Below are 15,794 nucleotides of genomic sequence, written 5' to 3'. Positions count from 1 at the left end.
GAAAGCAGGTATGCCTGAAAGCGTGCGTATTGCCTGAAAACACAACCCGCTACGGGGGAGACTTACCCGAAATCTGATTTATTCAACAAAGCCAAAGTACATAACAAAACATTATTCCAACAACTTCTAAAGTTTAAGATTATAATCTTGTCAGTATGTTTTTTTTAATGTTTTAACCTAAATGCGTTGGTTCGAAGATTTTTATTAATGCTTTAATAATCGTTAATTAATGAAGCTTTATGAATTCATCTCTCAATTAATATCACGCGACTTGACCACACAAACTTTAGACTTATTATTGCCTGGCAAATGCACAAAAATTTAACAATGGCGTAATAATAATATGAAGTATCTCATTGATCTTACAATGCTTTATGAAGTCGACACCGGTATGATCATGATTAATGGAGAGGAAGAGTCATCCATTAAGTTATCTAACCAGGCGGGTCGTCTGCTTTATGAACTTATCATCAATAATGGTAAAACACTCGACAGAGACGACCTGATAAAGAAGGTCTGGGAGGATCATGGTTTCTCTGGTTCTTCGGTGAGTCTGAATGTTGCCATAAGTGAAATCAGAAAAGCATTTCGTACATTAGGCTGCGACCCTTTACTGATAAAAACGATACGTGGCAAGGGATTTAGCCTTGCCGCGCATATTGAACACCACACGGTCAGGCCGCCGGTTATTTCAACGCTTAGCGAAGAATCTGCCTCTGAAGCATTCGATACGCTAGCGCATAAGAAAGATGCCGATCCGCCTAAACAAATAATATCGCTGCACAGACTCTTTATTTCTCTCTGCACGTTATTACTGATTATTGTTACCGGCACCGCTGTTTTACTGTTGCACCAGCGGGATTCCTATGCCGAGAGCCTGAAAGATTCTGATATGCATCTGCTCGGTAAAGTGGACAGGTGTACGATATACCTGATCGATAAGAATATGTATCAGCCGCGACAGCACTACTTTAATCACGTAAAAGAGGTCATCGCCAGTCAACATATCGACTGTCAACATCAGGTTGCAGATGCTTACTATTCCAGGTTTAAAAAGTCGCAGATAGAAAATTATTTCCTGGCCATCTGTTATCAGCAGGACAGTATCGACGATTATAAGAACTGCATTTCTTACAGAAGCCTGACCGGGAGTTAAAATATGTCAAGGACTAAAATGAGTGTACTGTTCAGTATCGTACTGGCGCTGTCTGTCATCGCGTTGTTATGGGTCTATTTTACCAGAACGCAGGATGAGGGGTTTGGCTGCCAGTCAGATACCATTTCCTGGAAAACCTATTCCACGGGTGAGTCAACCGATATGTCGCTAACCACGCTTTTCCTGTTTAACAACAAAGATGTTGTGACGGTTATTCATAAAGGCGTACTCAAGAAAGAGGGCAAAAGCTACCTGATTGACAGAAATTACACGCTCAGCGTGGAAAAGGTCGACGGCAGCAATATCTTTTATATTAAGGATAAAAAGCTGAATAAATCTGAAGATGATGCGGCGCCGGATGGCGTTGTAAACGAAATGTTACTTGATAATATCAACTTCTTCTATATTACCAGCGTAAAAAAACATGCGTGGTTAATTAAGGGGCTGGTGTTGCCTGTAATGATGTGTGTGGCTGTCCCGACGTCCTGATATTTCTCTTTATTGAAAAATCGATATTTATCTATTACTCGGGAAATTGAGTAATTTACTCAATACGTAACAATAAGATACGAGAAATTTATTTATATTTTTATTGTTACTCTCCGTCGAGTGAATTTTTCTGTATTGCCTCGTTATTTTGCGGCTGTCTATACTCCGCCTCGAAAAAGGGGCTCCCCTTTTTATACACGTGGATTCTTTTTTGAAGGACTAAATAAATGAACAAACTGAACGCTATCGTTCTGGGCTCCCTGCTGTCTGTTTCTGCCCTGAGCGCAGTTAATGCAGCTGAAACGACGGCTTCTGCCACCTGGCAGGCAACCGCGACCAAAGACAGCGAATCCGATCTGGTTGTTACGCCAACGCGTGCTTTGAACTTCGTTTACAGCGCCAATACCAAATCTTTCAACACCGATACCGGTCTGTTTGATGTGGCTATCCGTGGCGATCACTCTACGGCGACCAGCTTCAAACTCGAAGCTATCCTCGACGATTCAAACAACACGCTGTTCAGCGTGGGTGGTGAAGCGACCAAGCTGAAAGTGGGTGCGCGTTGGGGCGGTAACGACCTGGGCTCTATCGGTGGCACCGTGGGGGCGAAATCGACCGCATGGACCACGCTGGTTGATTCTTCTTCTAACACCGGCGTCTCTTCTGGCCTGTGGAACCTGACCACCAGCGCAGGCGCGGCGGCAGATACCGAAATTACCGGCCAGGACAAATTCGTCTTCTACGTTGACTCCGCTCAGGACAACGCGGGTACTGCGAAAGAGTTCAAAGACCTGACCAACAGCCTGTGGGAAGGGACCGTGTCTGTTGCGTTCCGCGCAACCTGGGGCTAAGGCCTGATCGATCCAGGGGCGCAAGCCCCTGTTTAGGGAAATAGCATGTTTAACCTCAAATCCGCCTTCTTATTTTTATTATTTATCTCTTCCTCCGCGCTGGCCATTAATGTGGGAAAAGTCACCACCATTATTTCTGCGGATGCTGACTCCACCGCCAAGGAAATAAAAAACGAAGCAGACAGCGTGCGTATTGTTTCTGTTCGCGCACAGCGGATCAGCAGCCCAATGGATGAAGGGATCGTCATTAATCCGGAGAAAGTGGACGAACTGTTGCTGACGCCCACGCGCATGGTAATGCCCGCCGGTACCAGCAATATCGTCAAATTTTACTATCACGGGAACGCCGATAACAAAGAGCGTTACTACCGCATTACCTTCACGGATGAAGGGGTAAGCGAAGAGGTGGACAGCGGTTCGCCAAAAAACGGCACCGGGATGACGCGTGCGGTGGTGAGCACCATTCTGGTGGTTCAGCCCCGGGATAAGAAGATTGATTTCGTCTATGTGGCGGGAAAAATAACCAATAAAGGGAACACCTCGTTTCGCGTCAATGCGACCGGGACCTGCCTGAAGCCGAATCCGGAATCCCCCGGCACGCCGTGTAGCAAAAACTTCTACCTGATGCCAGAGACCTCGCGCGCTATCGAGGATATCAACGTTACGGATAACCATTTTCATCTCGGAATATGGGACCTGAAACAGTTCATTCCTGTTAAGTAAGGATGCATGGTGAAAAATAAATTAGTGTTGCCGGTGATGATGGCTTGCGCATCCGGCACGCTGCCCGCGCTTGCGCATGCAGCCTCAAGCTCCGTGGTTATCGCTAATTACCGTTTTCCCGACTCGCTTTATGCACTGCTGGAGCAGGGGATCAAAATTCCCGTCTATCTGGTAAATACGCGTCCACACTCAGCACAACAAGGGAACCACGAAGGCACGGCGAACGAATATGTTCGTATCGGTGACGTGACGCTCTTTGCAAAAGATCTGAAGCTGGGGCTGAGGGATGTTCAGGTCCAGGAGTCTGATAACGGCATTCGTCTGTCAAAAGAGATGCGGGCGTTACTGCAAAGCATTAACGATAAGCAGTTTGATGACCAGATGCGTATTCCGGTTAGCGCGGGTTCGGCGTTCGAACTGGATCAGAAAAAAATGCGCCTGTTGCTGAATCTGTCGCAGAGCGACTACGGGGTGAATATTCGCCCGCGTGAGGTGGACATTGATGCGCCGGAGTCTGACGACCTGAGCGGCACGTTCTCCTACAACCTCGGGGCGTATCACACCGAGAGCGGCTACGGTGACAGCTGGTCGTCGGGCTATCTGAACGCGAGAAACTGGATCTCAATGGGCGTCGATCATGTGCTGATCGACGGCTCTGGCTACGTCAACGAGAGCAGCAGCGATACCCAGATGAACGCGGTTATGTGGGAGCGCGACTATCAGGGGATGCGCTACGCCGCGGGCATGCTGAACGGCTGGGCGATGCAGTCTCTGGCGAGCGTCAGCGGGATTTCCGGCGGGGAAGTCTACGGCGTTTCCATGGGCAACCAGGCCAACTCCCGCAAGCGCGACAACACGCTCTCTCTGACGCCGGTGGTGGTCTATTTCCCCACGGCGGGCGAGGCCCGTATTCGCCGTGACGGGCAGCTTATCGGCATTCAGCGCTTTGACGTCGGCAACCATGAAATTGACACCAGCAGCCTGCCCTACGGGATCTACAGCGTCGAAGTTGAAGTGGTGAGCGGAAGCCGCACCGTGTCGCGCAGCATGTACACCGTGAATAAGCCGTTCTCCAGCAACGTGTCGGAAACGCTGCGCTGGCAGATGTGGGGCGGGATGTATAGCCGCGATAAATCCGTCGTCAATTATAAAAAATACGCGAAACGCAAAAACGAGCAGGACAACACCTACTACTACGATTACGACACCAAACATAAAGACACCATGTCGCTGGTGGGGGCCTCGTTCAGCAAGCGCAGCGGGATGGTCGACTGGAACGCCTCTACATACATGATGCGGGAACACATCGTCAGCGAGCTGTGGGCCTCCCTGAACCTGACGGGCTATTTCTCGGTGAATACCCAGACCATGGCCGCCTCCGACGGAACGTATCGCGCCAACTATGGGGCGAATCTCAGCCTGCCGTGGCAGATCGGTTCGGTTTGGTACTCCCATGAACAGCTCTCCAGCGGCAAATTCCTGGATATCTATGAGAGCAAGGGCAACACCTGGGGCGCTTCCTTTAGCCTGCCGTCATTCGGCCTGCCCTCGGCGGGCAACCTGAGCCTGATGCGCCAGGAGGACGACCTCTATCGCTATAAACGCTATCAGCTGGACTACTCCCAGGGGTTATACGCCGGTCGCTACGGTACGGCGCGCCTGCGGGTGGGGATGTCGCGCAACAAATACGACGGGTATTACGAAGAGAAAGATCGTTACGTAATGCTCGATTTCGCCATACCGCTCGGCAATACCGTGTCGGTTGGCGTTTCCCACAATCGCGATACCGGCACGGCGTTGAACGTCAGTGCCAGCCGCCAGTTTGAGGGCGATTACCTGAAATCGGCTACCGCCAACGTCTCGAAAGCCTTTAACAGCCGCCAGGATCGCAGCGTAAGCGGCGGCGGCAGCGTGAACTTCGACACGCCGTGGAACAGCAACATCCTCAGCGTCCAGAGCGGCATGAGTAAAGGCTGGAACTCCACGCTGACCAGTGACGGCAGCGTGGGCTGGTCCAAAGAGGCCATCGCCGCCGGGAAAGGCACCGAAAGCGCAGGGGTGATTGTCAGTACCGGTCTCAAATCTGATGAAGCGCTGACCCTGAAGCTTAACGGCCGGGCAGAACGCATCAAAGGGGATAAAACCTGGCTGTCGCTGCCGGCATACCAGGCTTATGACCTGGAAGTGATGAACAGTGAAACCGGTACGGAAAGCTATGAGATTGGCGCGAATGCGCGTCGCCATATCACGGTTTATCCGGGCAATACCGTGGTGATGAAGCCGCAGGTGAAGAAAATCGTCACCCTGTTTGGTCGTCTTGTGGATGCAAACGGGGCCCCGGTTGGCGCCATGCAGATCAAAAACCACGTTGGGCTGACCCGGACGGAAAACGACGGACGCTTCGTGATCGACGTTGATAAGAACAACCCTGTCCTGAGTATCGCCACGCCGGACGACAGCGTCTGCGAAGTGCGCCTGGACATTGAGTCTAACCGCGGTGCGCTGTGGCTCGGGGACATCTCCTGCGACAAAGGCGATTTCGTCTGGCAGGAAGCAAAAGGAACGCAGGAACGTGACGATGAAAAAGATATTCGCTCTTAATTTACTGCTGATGAGCGCGGCGGCCCAGGCGCAGGAGCTGCCCTATTTCGCCATTAATAACCCGGACAATAACGGTACGGGAAACAGCGCGGGGCTGTTTAGTCTGAACAGCACGTCGACCGCGTTTTTACACGGTTCGCGCGAGTGGCCGACCCTGAGTGCGAAAACGAATAACGGTATCGCCACTTACATCCCGGACAACAGCTACAGCGGTCCGGCAGGCAGCGCGCTGACCATCGACTTTTCGGTGACCGGTTCCAGCGCCTCTCCGTTCTTCAAAGGGACGGCGTGTTCCTCGTCCTGCGGCAACACGGGGTACACCCCGACGACCAGCTATACCGACACGTCGATGGTGGTTAAGCCGCCGGTGATGGAGCCCGGCACGTCATACGGGCGCTGGGTACTGGGCGATCCGTTCTTTAACTATCTGCTCAACGCCGCGCCAGGGGATGAAGTGACCATCACCTCCACGCCGCAAATCAGCTCCATCAACAAAGTGACCACCACCAATACGCTTCACAAGGTGGGCACGCTGACCATGACCAACGCCAGGGCGCTTAACCTGGGGATTGACCCGATCAGCGGTGAGGTGACGATTGTCGATGGATCAACGGGGGCCACCTGCACCAAATACACCCGCAACACGGTCTCTGGCGTCCTGTGCGACCTGCTCGAATACACGTTTGTTGGGGAGGATATCTCCGGTTACAACGGGGGGCTGGCGCTAACCTCTTCCCGCGTCAACAGCGTGCTGCAATCGCACATGAGCGGCGGCACCGGGCTTGCCGCCGAGCTGACCTTCGATGAAAACACCTGGTACAGTATCTCCGGCGGTATCCTGAGCGATACGCGTGTCCTGGCGAACACCTTCCTTGCAGCGCCGCAGAAAAACGGCGGCAAAGCGTCCCTTAAAATCTTTTTGCCGAAAGCGTTAATTCTGAGCGTGGCGCAGGCGGGGGACGGCAGCAACATTGGCAATATCGTCAGCCTGTGTCTGACGCCCGGCAACAGCTCGCTGGCGGCGGATTTCTGCTTCCAGCCGGGGGGCGGCCTGGTGATTAACCCTATCGAGCCCGGGCTGGAGATTGTGCCAGACAACCCGGATTACACCCTCGATCCTGACGGTCTGGGCGGCTCCGGGAAAGGCATTATCGGCGAAGCGCCCATTGAGATCCCCTACACCATCACCTACAGCGGGGCGCAAAAAGATGCGGCGATTGCGGTCACGGTAAAAGTCACCGGGCCTACCCAAAGCCTGAATGGGGTGGACTACTGCGCCTTTAGCGGCAACGGCTTCACGGTTCCCATTCCGGGTAACGTGCTGGTGGGGAAAAGCCAGACGCTGATGGCGCACAACTGTAAAGGCGAAGTACTGTCGATCCCGGCGCCGGCCACCCATGCGGAAGAGTGGGACAAAATGAGTTCCGGCGTGACCGATATGTGGCTCTGGAAAACGCCGCTGATCCTCCAGTTCGTTATGGATAATCCGGTATCGAAAACCACCTATGACGGAAATAGCTGGTTTGGCGAAGTGACCGCGCAGGGAAGAATAGATGTTAGCGCATCCTGGAATTAATCAACCATGACTGGAAAATTCCTGGCTATTTTTGCAATAAATTGCTTCATTTCCACAGGGGCAAATGCTTTAATTATCGAAAGTCTGAATATTGATTTTCTTCCCGAAAGAGAAGTTGTTTTTCAGCCGATATAAAACGATACCAGCGAGCGTCAGAATTATACCGTTTCGCTTATGCAGGTAGACGTTCCTAAAGAGAAGGGAAAAGAAACCGAAATAAAAGACGGCGAAGTCATGTATTCGCCTAAGCAATTAACGCTGGGGAGCGGTGAACGCGCGGGTTTTAAATTTTATTATACCGGCCCGCATGACAACAAAGAGCGATACTATCGCGTAAAATTCACCGAGACGCCGCTCCAGGCAAAGGTTATCACGCGCAAAGGCCAGCGCATCCAGTCGGATGTGGTGGTCTCGCTTGAGGCTATTTTGATTGTCCGTCCATGGACACGACATTTTGATTATGCGTTTAGCAACGGGGTGGTGAGTAATACCGGGAATACCTATTTTAAATATATTTCCTCGGTCGGGTGCAGTACGCAATACAACAATTCAAAATATATTCCGCCGGGGCAACGGCTGGAAATAGATAATGCCGGGCAGGCTGCAAGGCGAATGATTATTTATGGCAATAAAATCATTCCGCTGACCACCTGCCCGTAGCAACCGCTTTCCTTCATAAAAGGAAATTAGCCTTTAGCATCATGCTAAAGATCCATCACTACAGGAGATAAAAATGAAAGCGATTTCATTCACAGAAGCGAAAGACATTATTGGCGGCGCGTTAAACCCGTTCGCTGGTCTGGTTAAAGGTGCACAGCTGGGTTACGACACTGGCGCCAGCATCATGGGCATGGTTGGCGGTGTGGTTGGCGGAGTTCTGGGTGGCGCAATGGGCTTCCTGGGCGCGCTGGTTGGTAGCTACAACTAATTCACGTTAACAGGAAAAGTATTATGCAAGTTATCGATTTCAAAAAAGCACAGGCCATCATCGGTGGTTGGGATCCGTTTGCTGCCGCTATTCAGGGCGCAAGCGCGGGCTATAACGCGGGCAGCCAGATGTTAGGCGCGCTGGGCGGCACCATCGGCGGCGTATTCGGCCTGGTGGGCGGCTTCATCGGCGGTTTCTTCAGCGCCTAAGCGAGAAGCACGTTGTACGCATGGCCCGCATTGCCGGGCCATTTTTTTATTTCAGCCACGGATCATTATGTTTTCGCTCTTTCAGTATAAAAAACAGGGTAAGACCCCTGTTATTCGCCAGCATGAATTTACCGAATGTGGACTGGCCTGCCTGGCGATGGTGTTGGGGCACTACGACCACCATGTCTCCGTCAGCCAGCTGCGCCGGGAGATTTCCGTTTCCGCCGATGCGGGAACCTCAATGGCGGAATTGATGACCCTTGCCAGCGATAAAAATATGTCTGGCCGGGTGCTTAAAGGCGAAATCACTGAAATAGAAACGTCTGAGCTGCCGCTCATCGCCTTCTGGCGCGGCAACCATTTCGTGGTCATCGTGAAGATCGACAGCCGCAGCGTGACCGTTCACGACCCGGCCAGCGGCGTGCGTCGTTACCGCCTGAAAGAGGCGGAAAAACTCTTTTCCGGCTATGTGCTTGAGCTTAAGCCCACGCCGTGCTTCAAAAAGAAATCCCCGGATGAAAAGCTCACGCTTGGCCGGTTAGCCAATAAATCCCCGAGCCTGTTCCAGCGCCAGCTGCTGCTGTTTGTGCTCTGTATTTTTACCCTCATCACCATGCTGGCAAGCCCCACCTACGTGCAGCTGATTATGGATGAGGCCATTTCCCGCAGCGACAGCGATCTGGTGATCCTGCTCACCGCGATCTTCGCTATCGTCTTTATCTTTGAAGTCATCGGTAAATTCCTCAAGCAGTTGCTTGAGATCCTGATGCGTAACATTGCCTATGACGATTTAAGCCAGTCCGTGCGCCACTACATGCTGCGCACCCAGACCAGCTGGTTCCGCTCGCGCCCGCCGGGCATCGTGCTGGCCATTGAAAAATCGCTCCACGCCTGCGCGGAGTTCATCAGCAATGGTTACGTGCAAATTCTCTTTTCCAGCCTGATCGCCGTCACCAGCCTGCTGTTTATGCTGCTGTATAACGTCAAAATTGCGCTGCTGACGATGCTGCTGATGGGCGTGTTTTTCCTGATCCGCTTTTCGCTGATCGGCCCCTATCAACGCGCGGTGGATGACTCCATCGAGCGCACCGCCCAGTATGAATCCCTGCTGGTGGAGACGCAGAAAGGGATCATTACGCTCAAAGCGAACAATATGGAGCAGGCCCGGGATGCGGTGATGGATAAATCCCAGCGCGAACACATCGCCGGGCTGATGCGTAAAGAGCGGCTGCTGGCCCGCTTTGACGTGGCTTCGCTGCTGGTGATCAATGCCGAGCAGCTGCTGGTGGTCTGCTTTGGCGCGTGGTTGATCCTGGAAGGGCAGATGAGCATCGGGATGCTTTACGCCTATATCAGCTATAAGCGCTATTTTTCCGATGCCATGGTGCAGGTGGCGCAGAAGCTGCTGGACAAAAATGCCCTCAAGGGGCCGCTGGATCGCGTGGGCGACCTGCTGTTTGCCCCCTCTGAAACCAGCCAGTTTGGGAAGCGGATTGTCACCTCGCCGGTCTGTCTGCAATTTGAGGATGTCTCATTTGCCTATCCTGGCCGGGAGGCCACGCTACAGCATATCAATATGACCCTGAAGCAGGGCGAAGAAGCGGTGATTGTGGGCCAGAGCGGGTCGGGAAAAACCACGCTGCTGCGTCTGATCTCCGGCATGCTGCTGGCATCGTCTGGCACGCTGCGGATCAATAAGATCCCCATTGAGGAGTGCGATCTTTCCTCGCTGCGTCAGCACATCCGCATCGTCCATGCGGACGATATTCTCTTCACCGGCTCGATTCTGGACAACATCGCCTGCTTTGACAGTGCACCGGATAAAGAGCAGGTCATTGCCGCGTGTCGGCTGGCGGAGGTGGACCACGTCGTCGCCAGGCTGCCGCACGGCTACGAAACGGAGATGCTGCCGGGGAACACCTTTTTCTCTGCCGGGGAGATGCAGCGTCTGGTTCTGGCGCGCGCCCTGTACAGCCAGCCTAAGCTGCTGCTCTGTGACGAAGTGACGGCGAACCTGGATAAAACGACCGCGCAGAAAGTGCTGGCGAACCTGCGTAGCCTGGGGATTGGCCTGGTGTTTGTTACCCACTCGCCGGACGTGGTGGGCTGTCAGGGGCGTCTCTATACCATGGAAAACGGCACCCTGCGGGAGAGTGAGCAATGATGTTTCTGCCGCGTCTCTATGCGCGACTCTGCGCGCGCCAGGCCGGGCGCACGCTGCTGGCAAACCGGATCACGCAAAACTACAGCCAGTTTATGCGCTGCCCGGAGACCGATGTCCCGGCTGATTTTCTGCATCAGAACGCCCATGAGCTGAGCGGGTTTAACTTCGTGGAGCAGATCTTCCCGCCCGCGCTTTGGGCGCGCAACGTCCGCTTCGATCTGCACGCGTACGTGGCGCAGTGGACGCAGGAGCAGGCGTTTTACAGTTCATCTCGCACCCTGCTTCTGGGAATGCGCTGGGCGGGCTTTGGTCTGATCGTGGATGCGCTGCTCGCCACCGCGCCAGCCGATGTGCGCTTTCAGTTTATTACCCGTCACCCTGCGCTGCATAAGCTGATGGCCGCGCACGAAGGCCGACGCGCCAGCTCGTTTTTCGCCCCTCACCGCCTGGTGACGGTGCTGCTGATGGACGAACGCCTGCCGGATGCGCCGCTGTTCTCCACCCAGGCCGGGGATCAAAAGGCGTGGTTAACGGACGTCTCAACGCGGTTTTTATCGCGCTATGGCTACAGCGTCCGAACGCTGCTGCCGATCTGTTCGCTGCATGCGGTGGAGTTTGGGCTGGAGAGTCAGGCGTATGCGCCAGAGGATTATCGTCAGGCCGCCGCCGACACGCTGAACGCGCTGCGCAAAACCCCCACGCTCTGGAGTGCATGGGACGATCTTTCAGTGATTTATCATGGATGACATATCGTGAAATTAAAAAACCGAAGCCGACAGCGGCGGGCGCTGATCCCGCATCATTTCTCAAAAAGCTATCACATCAACGCGCCACGGCTGAAAGCCGTGCTGACCTTGTTCATCACCTTTTTTCTCTGCCTGCTGGTCTTTGCGATTGTCTTTAACTTTTCGGAAACCACGCTGGCACGCGGGGTGCTGATCCCGGCGCAGGGCGATGTGGAAGTCCGCGCCAGAGAGTCCGGTACGCTTGTGGATTTTGCCGTACGGCCGGGCCAGTACGTGAAGGAAAACGATCCGCTGTTCACCGTGTCGCAGGACTATGGCGGCAAGCAGGGCTCGGTGGTGCAGTTTGACCGCCAGCAGATGGAAGCGGAGAAGAAGCGCAGCGAGCAGCGCATCCAGGCCATTGAGGACTCGATTGCGTCGTATCGCAAAAATCTGGCGCAGCAGCTGGCTCTCACCGACAAGCAGATCGCCGTTTCCCGCGATAAGGTGAAGAAGCTGCGCGCGTTGTTAAAAAACAGCACCGACACCTACGAGGCGTGGAAATCCGTCTCCGGGAAGGGCTATGTCTCCAAAGTGGATCTCGATAAAAGCCACAACGATGTGCTCAATGCGCAGCTCAACCTGACGCTGGAGGAGAGCACTATTCTTGAGCTTGAGGCACGAAAAACCAGCCTGACCGACAGCACCCAGTCGCAAATTGACTCTCTGAGCGAAGAGCAGCTGTATGTGAAAAACCGTATCAGCGAAATTGACCGCAACCTGTCCAGCCGGGGAAGTTCCACCATGGCGATGCTGGCACCTTCCGACGGTTACGTGGTGGCGATTAACTTCCCGCCTGGCCGGGCCATTACGCAAAATAGCGAGGTGGTAGTGGTGATCCGTAAAAATACCGCGGCGACGATGGAGGGGTACCTGTATGTTCCGGCAACGGGGGTGGGGCGCGTGGCGAAAGGCGATAAGGTCAAGCTGCGCTTCGACTCGTGGCCCGTGGACAAATACGGTTCCGTGGAGGCGACGTTGTCCGATTTCTATGAGGTAAACATTGATGCCCATTCGGCGCTGATCCCGCTCCAGGAGGGGCAGAACTACTACCTGGCTAAAGTGCGCGTCCCCTCCTGGTTTACCGACCCGGACAAGAAAAAGCGCATGCTGATGGGCGGAATGACGGTGAACGCCGATATCGTTATCGATCGTAAGCCGCTTATCAATCTGCTGATTGCGCCGCTGGAAAGGGTACGCAAGCGGTTTATCGATTGACCCGATTTCATCGATCATCGCCCTTTAGCCCACATTCTTAACGGCACCCTGGGGCTATTCTCCTTCTCATACCAACCGGAGGATAGCCCATGAACATTACGCAAATTCGCAATGCCACCCAGCTGATCACTTACGCGGGAAAACGCTTTTTAATCGACCCAATGCTGGCGCCAAAAGGCACTTATCCGGGTTTTCCCGGCACGGCGCGGGCTGATATTCGCAACCCGATGGTCGATCTTCCCGTTGACGTTCAAACGCTTCTGGATGCTGACGCGGTGATCGTCACCCATACCCATGCCGATCACTGGGATCAGTACGCCGTTGAGCTGATCGCCAAAGGCAAGCCGATCTACGTGCAAAATGATAGTGATGCCGCGCTGCTGCGCAGCCAGGGATTTACCAACCTGACGATCATGACCGGGGAAACAACGTACGGCGATATCCGGATAGTGAAAACCCACGGCGGCCAGCACGGTACTGACCGCGCTTACGCCGTGCCGGAGCTGGCAGAGTTTCTGGGGGAAGCCTGCGGCGTGGTGTTCCGTCATCCCGATGAGAAGACGCTTTATATCGCAGGGGATACCATCTGGCGCGATGCGGTGGCGGCCGATCTGCAAAAGCACCAGCCGGATATCGTCGTGCTCAACGCCGGTTACGCTCATGTCATTGGGTTTGGGCCGATTATCATGGGGGAAGAAGATCTGCTTAACGTGCATTTCCTGCTGCCGCAGGCGAAAATCGTGGCGACCCATATGGAAGCTCTCAACCACTGCCTGCTGACCCGCCGCGCGCTGCGCGAGTATGTTGATGCCAACGAGGCAGGTGACGCGGTGAGCATTCCCCAGGACGGCGAAACCGTTATATTCTGACTGTTAAAGGGGACAGGAGAGACAGATGCCGCTTATTAACGTTGCCATTGTCGCGGTGGACGGGTTTAGCCCGTTCCACTACTCCGTCCCCTGCATCCTGTTTGGCGACACGGTATCCGGGGAAAAGCGCTTTAACGTCACGATCTGCGCTGAAAAACCGGGATTCCTGAACTCGAAAGACGGTTTTGCCCTGCATGCGACGCAGGATTTTTCCGCGATCGCATCGGCTGAAATTGTGGTTGTACCCTACTGGCAGCACGTTCTGGAGCGCCCGCCTCAGACGCTGCTCGACAGCCTGGTTCAGGCCAGAGACAACGGGGCGGAAATTGTTGGGCTGTGTCTGGGATCATTTGTGCTGGGCTATGCGGGCATACTCAGCGGCAAACGGGCCGCCACACACTGGGAGTTTGAACGCCAGTTCCAGTCGCTATTTCCGGACGTCCGACTGGATATCAACGCCCTCTACGTGGATGACGGCAATATGATTACCTCGGCGGGTACCGCCGCCGCGCTCGACTGCTGTTTGTACATCATCCGTCAGCGCTTTGGCAGCGTCGTCGCCAATCAGATTGCCCGCCGGATGATCGTCCCGCCGCACCGAGAGGGCGGGCAGGCGCAGTTTATTGCGCAACCTGTGCCGAAAGATACCCGTGATGGGCGGATTAACTGTCTGATTGACTACCTTCAGCAGCATATTTCCGAACCGCATAACCTGGACTCTCTTGCGGAAGTGGTGTCGATGAGCCGGCGCACGCTGACCCGCCATTTTATCAAGGCGACGGGCATGAGCGTTGCCGACTGGCTTACCGCCGAGCGCCTGCGGCGCAGCCAGATCCTGCTGGAGTCCGGCAACCTGCCAATCGAAAACGTCGCCGGGCAGGTGGGGTTTTTATCAGCGGTGACGTATCGGCAGCAGTTTAAGGCGCGCTTTGGCGTCAGCCCGGCGGAGTGGCGCAAGACGTTTCGTACTCGCCAGTAGGCCAGGTAAGCGTAGCGCCACCTGGCAATTACCCCAGCCTCTCCATCCTCGTCTCCCCCTCCGCCATCGACAGCTGATACAGCGAAAACGATCGGTGCTTCTCAATCAAATGCGCCAGCTCCGGCGAGTGGCTGGTGAGCCAGATCTGCGAATAGCGGCTGGCCTCGGCAATCAGGCTTGCCAGGGCGGGCAGCATCTGCGGGTGCAGGCTGTTTTCCGGTTCGTTGAGGGCGATGAATGCGGGAGGCCGCGGGCTTAACAGCGCCACCGCCAGGCACAGAAAACGCAGCGTGCCGTCGGAGAACTCTGCCGGTTCCAGCGGTCTGCTCAGCCCCTCGCGCTGCATCATCATGCGGAAGCGCCCGCCGGTGTTGTCGCTGTAAAACACGCAGCCGGGGAAGGCCTGGTCGAGGATGCGCATCAGCAGCAGCTCGTCGCCAATTTCGACAATGGTCTGAAACGCGGCGGCCAGGTTCGCGCCGTCGCTGGCCAGCACCGGGGAGCGGAAACCCACCTGCGGCGCACGGATCGCCGAGCCGGACGAAACGGAAAACTCATGATAAAACCGCCAGTTACGCAGGGACTCGCGCATCTGCGATACTTCGGGGTAGAGGTGCGGTTCACCGAGCTGCCCGAACACCGACTCGTTCTCATACAGCGTACCGCTGTGGGTCACTTTTTCGTGATGCACGTTGTTCAGGAATACGGCCTGGTTCTTACGCTTCATCAGCTGTGACGACGGACGACGGTGCTGGCCGCTCAGCCAGATAGATTCCTCTTTGATCACCGGATCGAGCTGAAACTGTGAGGGGTAGGGCAGCTTTTCCACGAACCCGACCTGAAGCTCATATTCATAGGTTTCCGTTTCCACCGCCAGGTTCATGCGTCGCAGCTGGTCGCTGCGGGTTTTGCCCGCCCAGAACACCTTCAAAATGCCGCCCTCGTTTGCCAGCGCCTGGGAGAATTGCCCCTGCGCCGCGCTGTGCATCAGGTAAATCGCTTTATAAATATTGGATTTTCCGGTGCCGTTGGGGCCGAACACGATATTGAGCTGTTCCAGCTCAAGCGACATATCGCGAATTGAGCGGTAGTTTTGAATATGCAGATTTTTGATCATCGGGGTACTCCGCTGTGCACGATTAACCTGTACAGAATTACAGTATTTTACGCTGAGCGCAAAAAAAAGACGACAGTGAGGGTGTCGTCTAAACGGGGTACAGCTTTGGGCCTCTGTGGGTCAATGGGG

At 54.5% G+C, this 15,794-nt stretch carries 15 protein-coding genes; 14 read left to right on the top strand and 1 reads right to left on the bottom strand.

Translation table 11 applies throughout. From position 1 onward, the window contains the following. The first annotated feature begins 343 nt into the window (after window positions 1-343). From ACOTWU_RS18570 to ACOTWU_RS18505, 14 genes are all read left to right on the top strand, one after another. Window positions 344-1,156 carry a winged helix-turn-helix domain-containing protein gene (locus ACOTWU_RS18570; protein ID WP_015570087.1) on the top strand — a complete coding sequence of 271 codons (813 nt, stop codon included), beginning with the start codon at window positions 344-346 and terminating at the stop codon, window positions 1,154-1,156. Window positions 1,157-1,174: 18 nt separating this feature from the next. Next, on the top strand, window positions 1,175-1,645 hold the full coding sequence (locus tag ACOTWU_RS18565) for a hypothetical protein (protein ID WP_017383656.1): 471 nt from the start codon (window positions 1,175-1,177) through the stop codon (window positions 1,643-1,645). 227 nt (window positions 1,646-1,872) lie between these two features. Beyond that, window positions 1,873-2,496 (top strand): common pilus major fimbrillin subunit EcpA, encoded by a 624-nt coding sequence (locus ACOTWU_RS18560; RefSeq protein WP_003860995.1) that lies wholly within the window; start codon window positions 1,873-1,875, stop codon window positions 2,494-2,496. A 45-nt stretch (window positions 2,497-2,541) separates the two neighbouring features. Next, window positions 2,542-3,219 (top strand): hypothetical protein, encoded by a 678-nt coding sequence (locus ACOTWU_RS18555; RefSeq protein ID WP_022650117.1) that lies wholly within the window; start codon window positions 2,542-2,544, stop codon window positions 3,217-3,219. 6 nt (window positions 3,220-3,225) lie between these two features. After that, a complete protein-coding gene (locus ACOTWU_RS18550; protein ID WP_047746335.1) occupies window positions 3,226-5,820 on the top strand; it encodes a CS1-pili formation C-terminal domain-containing protein in 2,595 nt (864 codons plus the stop codon). Then, the gene (locus tag ACOTWU_RS18545) at window positions 5,798-7,396 is read left to right on the top strand and encodes a hypothetical protein (protein ID WP_023302845.1); all 1,599 of its coding nucleotides are present in this window, start codon (window positions 5,798-5,800) and stop codon (window positions 7,394-7,396) included. The genes ACOTWU_RS18550 and ACOTWU_RS18545 overlap by 23 nt, the downstream gene beginning before the upstream one ends. A gap of 174 nt (window positions 7,397-7,570) precedes the next feature. After that, entirely contained in the window at window positions 7,571-8,056 is a 486-nt protein-coding gene (locus tag ACOTWU_RS18540; protein ID WP_252049361.1) for a hypothetical protein, read from the top strand. 73 nt (window positions 8,057-8,129) lie between these two features. Further along, entirely contained in the window at window positions 8,130-8,324 is a 195-nt protein-coding gene (locus ACOTWU_RS18535) for a hypothetical protein (protein WP_000644465.1), read from the top strand. Between the two features lie 23 nt (window positions 8,325-8,347). Then, a complete protein-coding gene (locus ACOTWU_RS18530) occupies window positions 8,348-8,533 on the top strand; it encodes a hypothetical protein (protein ID WP_001196016.1) in 186 nt (61 codons plus the stop codon). 67 nt (window positions 8,534-8,600) lie between these two features. Continuing rightward, window positions 8,601-10,697, top strand: a complete 2,097-nt coding sequence (locus tag ACOTWU_RS18525) for a peptidase domain-containing ABC transporter (RefSeq protein WP_045339833.1) — start codon at window positions 8,601-8,603, stop codon at window positions 10,695-10,697. Next, window positions 10,694-11,443 (top strand): hypothetical protein, encoded by a 750-nt coding sequence (locus ACOTWU_RS18520; protein ID WP_017383653.1) that lies wholly within the window; start codon window positions 10,694-10,696, stop codon window positions 11,441-11,443. Before ACOTWU_RS18525 ends, ACOTWU_RS18520 begins: the two co-directional genes overlap by 4 nt. Window positions 11,444-11,449: 6 nt before the next feature. Further along, on the top strand, window positions 11,450-12,700 hold the full coding sequence (locus tag ACOTWU_RS18515) for an HlyD family secretion protein (protein ID WP_017693988.1): 1,251 nt from the start codon (window positions 11,450-11,452) through the stop codon (window positions 12,698-12,700). 89 nt (window positions 12,701-12,789) lie between these two features. Continuing rightward, complete coding sequence (locus ACOTWU_RS18510) at window positions 12,790-13,569, top strand: MBL fold metallo-hydrolase (protein WP_017693987.1); 780 nt, start codon at window positions 12,790-12,792, stop codon at window positions 13,567-13,569. A gap of 25 nt (window positions 13,570-13,594) precedes the next feature. Next, window positions 13,595-14,548, top strand: coding sequence for a GlxA family transcriptional regulator (locus ACOTWU_RS18505; protein WP_017383650.1), 954 nt, complete (start codon window positions 13,595-13,597; stop codon window positions 14,546-14,548). 28 nt (window positions 14,549-14,576) lie between these two features. Here the strand turns inward: ACOTWU_RS18505 and ACOTWU_RS18500 are convergent, their stop codons facing one another. Further along, on the bottom strand, window positions 14,577-15,665 hold the full coding sequence (locus ACOTWU_RS18500; RefSeq protein ID WP_006812462.1) for an AAA family ATPase: 1,089 nt from the start codon (window positions 15,663-15,665) through the stop codon (window positions 14,577-14,579). Window positions 15,666-15,794: the final 129 nt, after the last annotated feature.

Origin of the sequence: Enterobacter cloacae complex sp. GYL001 (assembly GCF_049237125.1) — a bacterium.
GTDB classification, from domain to species: Bacteria; Pseudomonadota; Gammaproteobacteria; order Enterobacterales; family Enterobacteriaceae; genus Enterobacter; species Enterobacter hormaechei_C.
The sequence above is the reverse complement of the archived record's forward strand: the minus strand, read 5'-3'. Positions and strand labels throughout refer to the sequence as shown.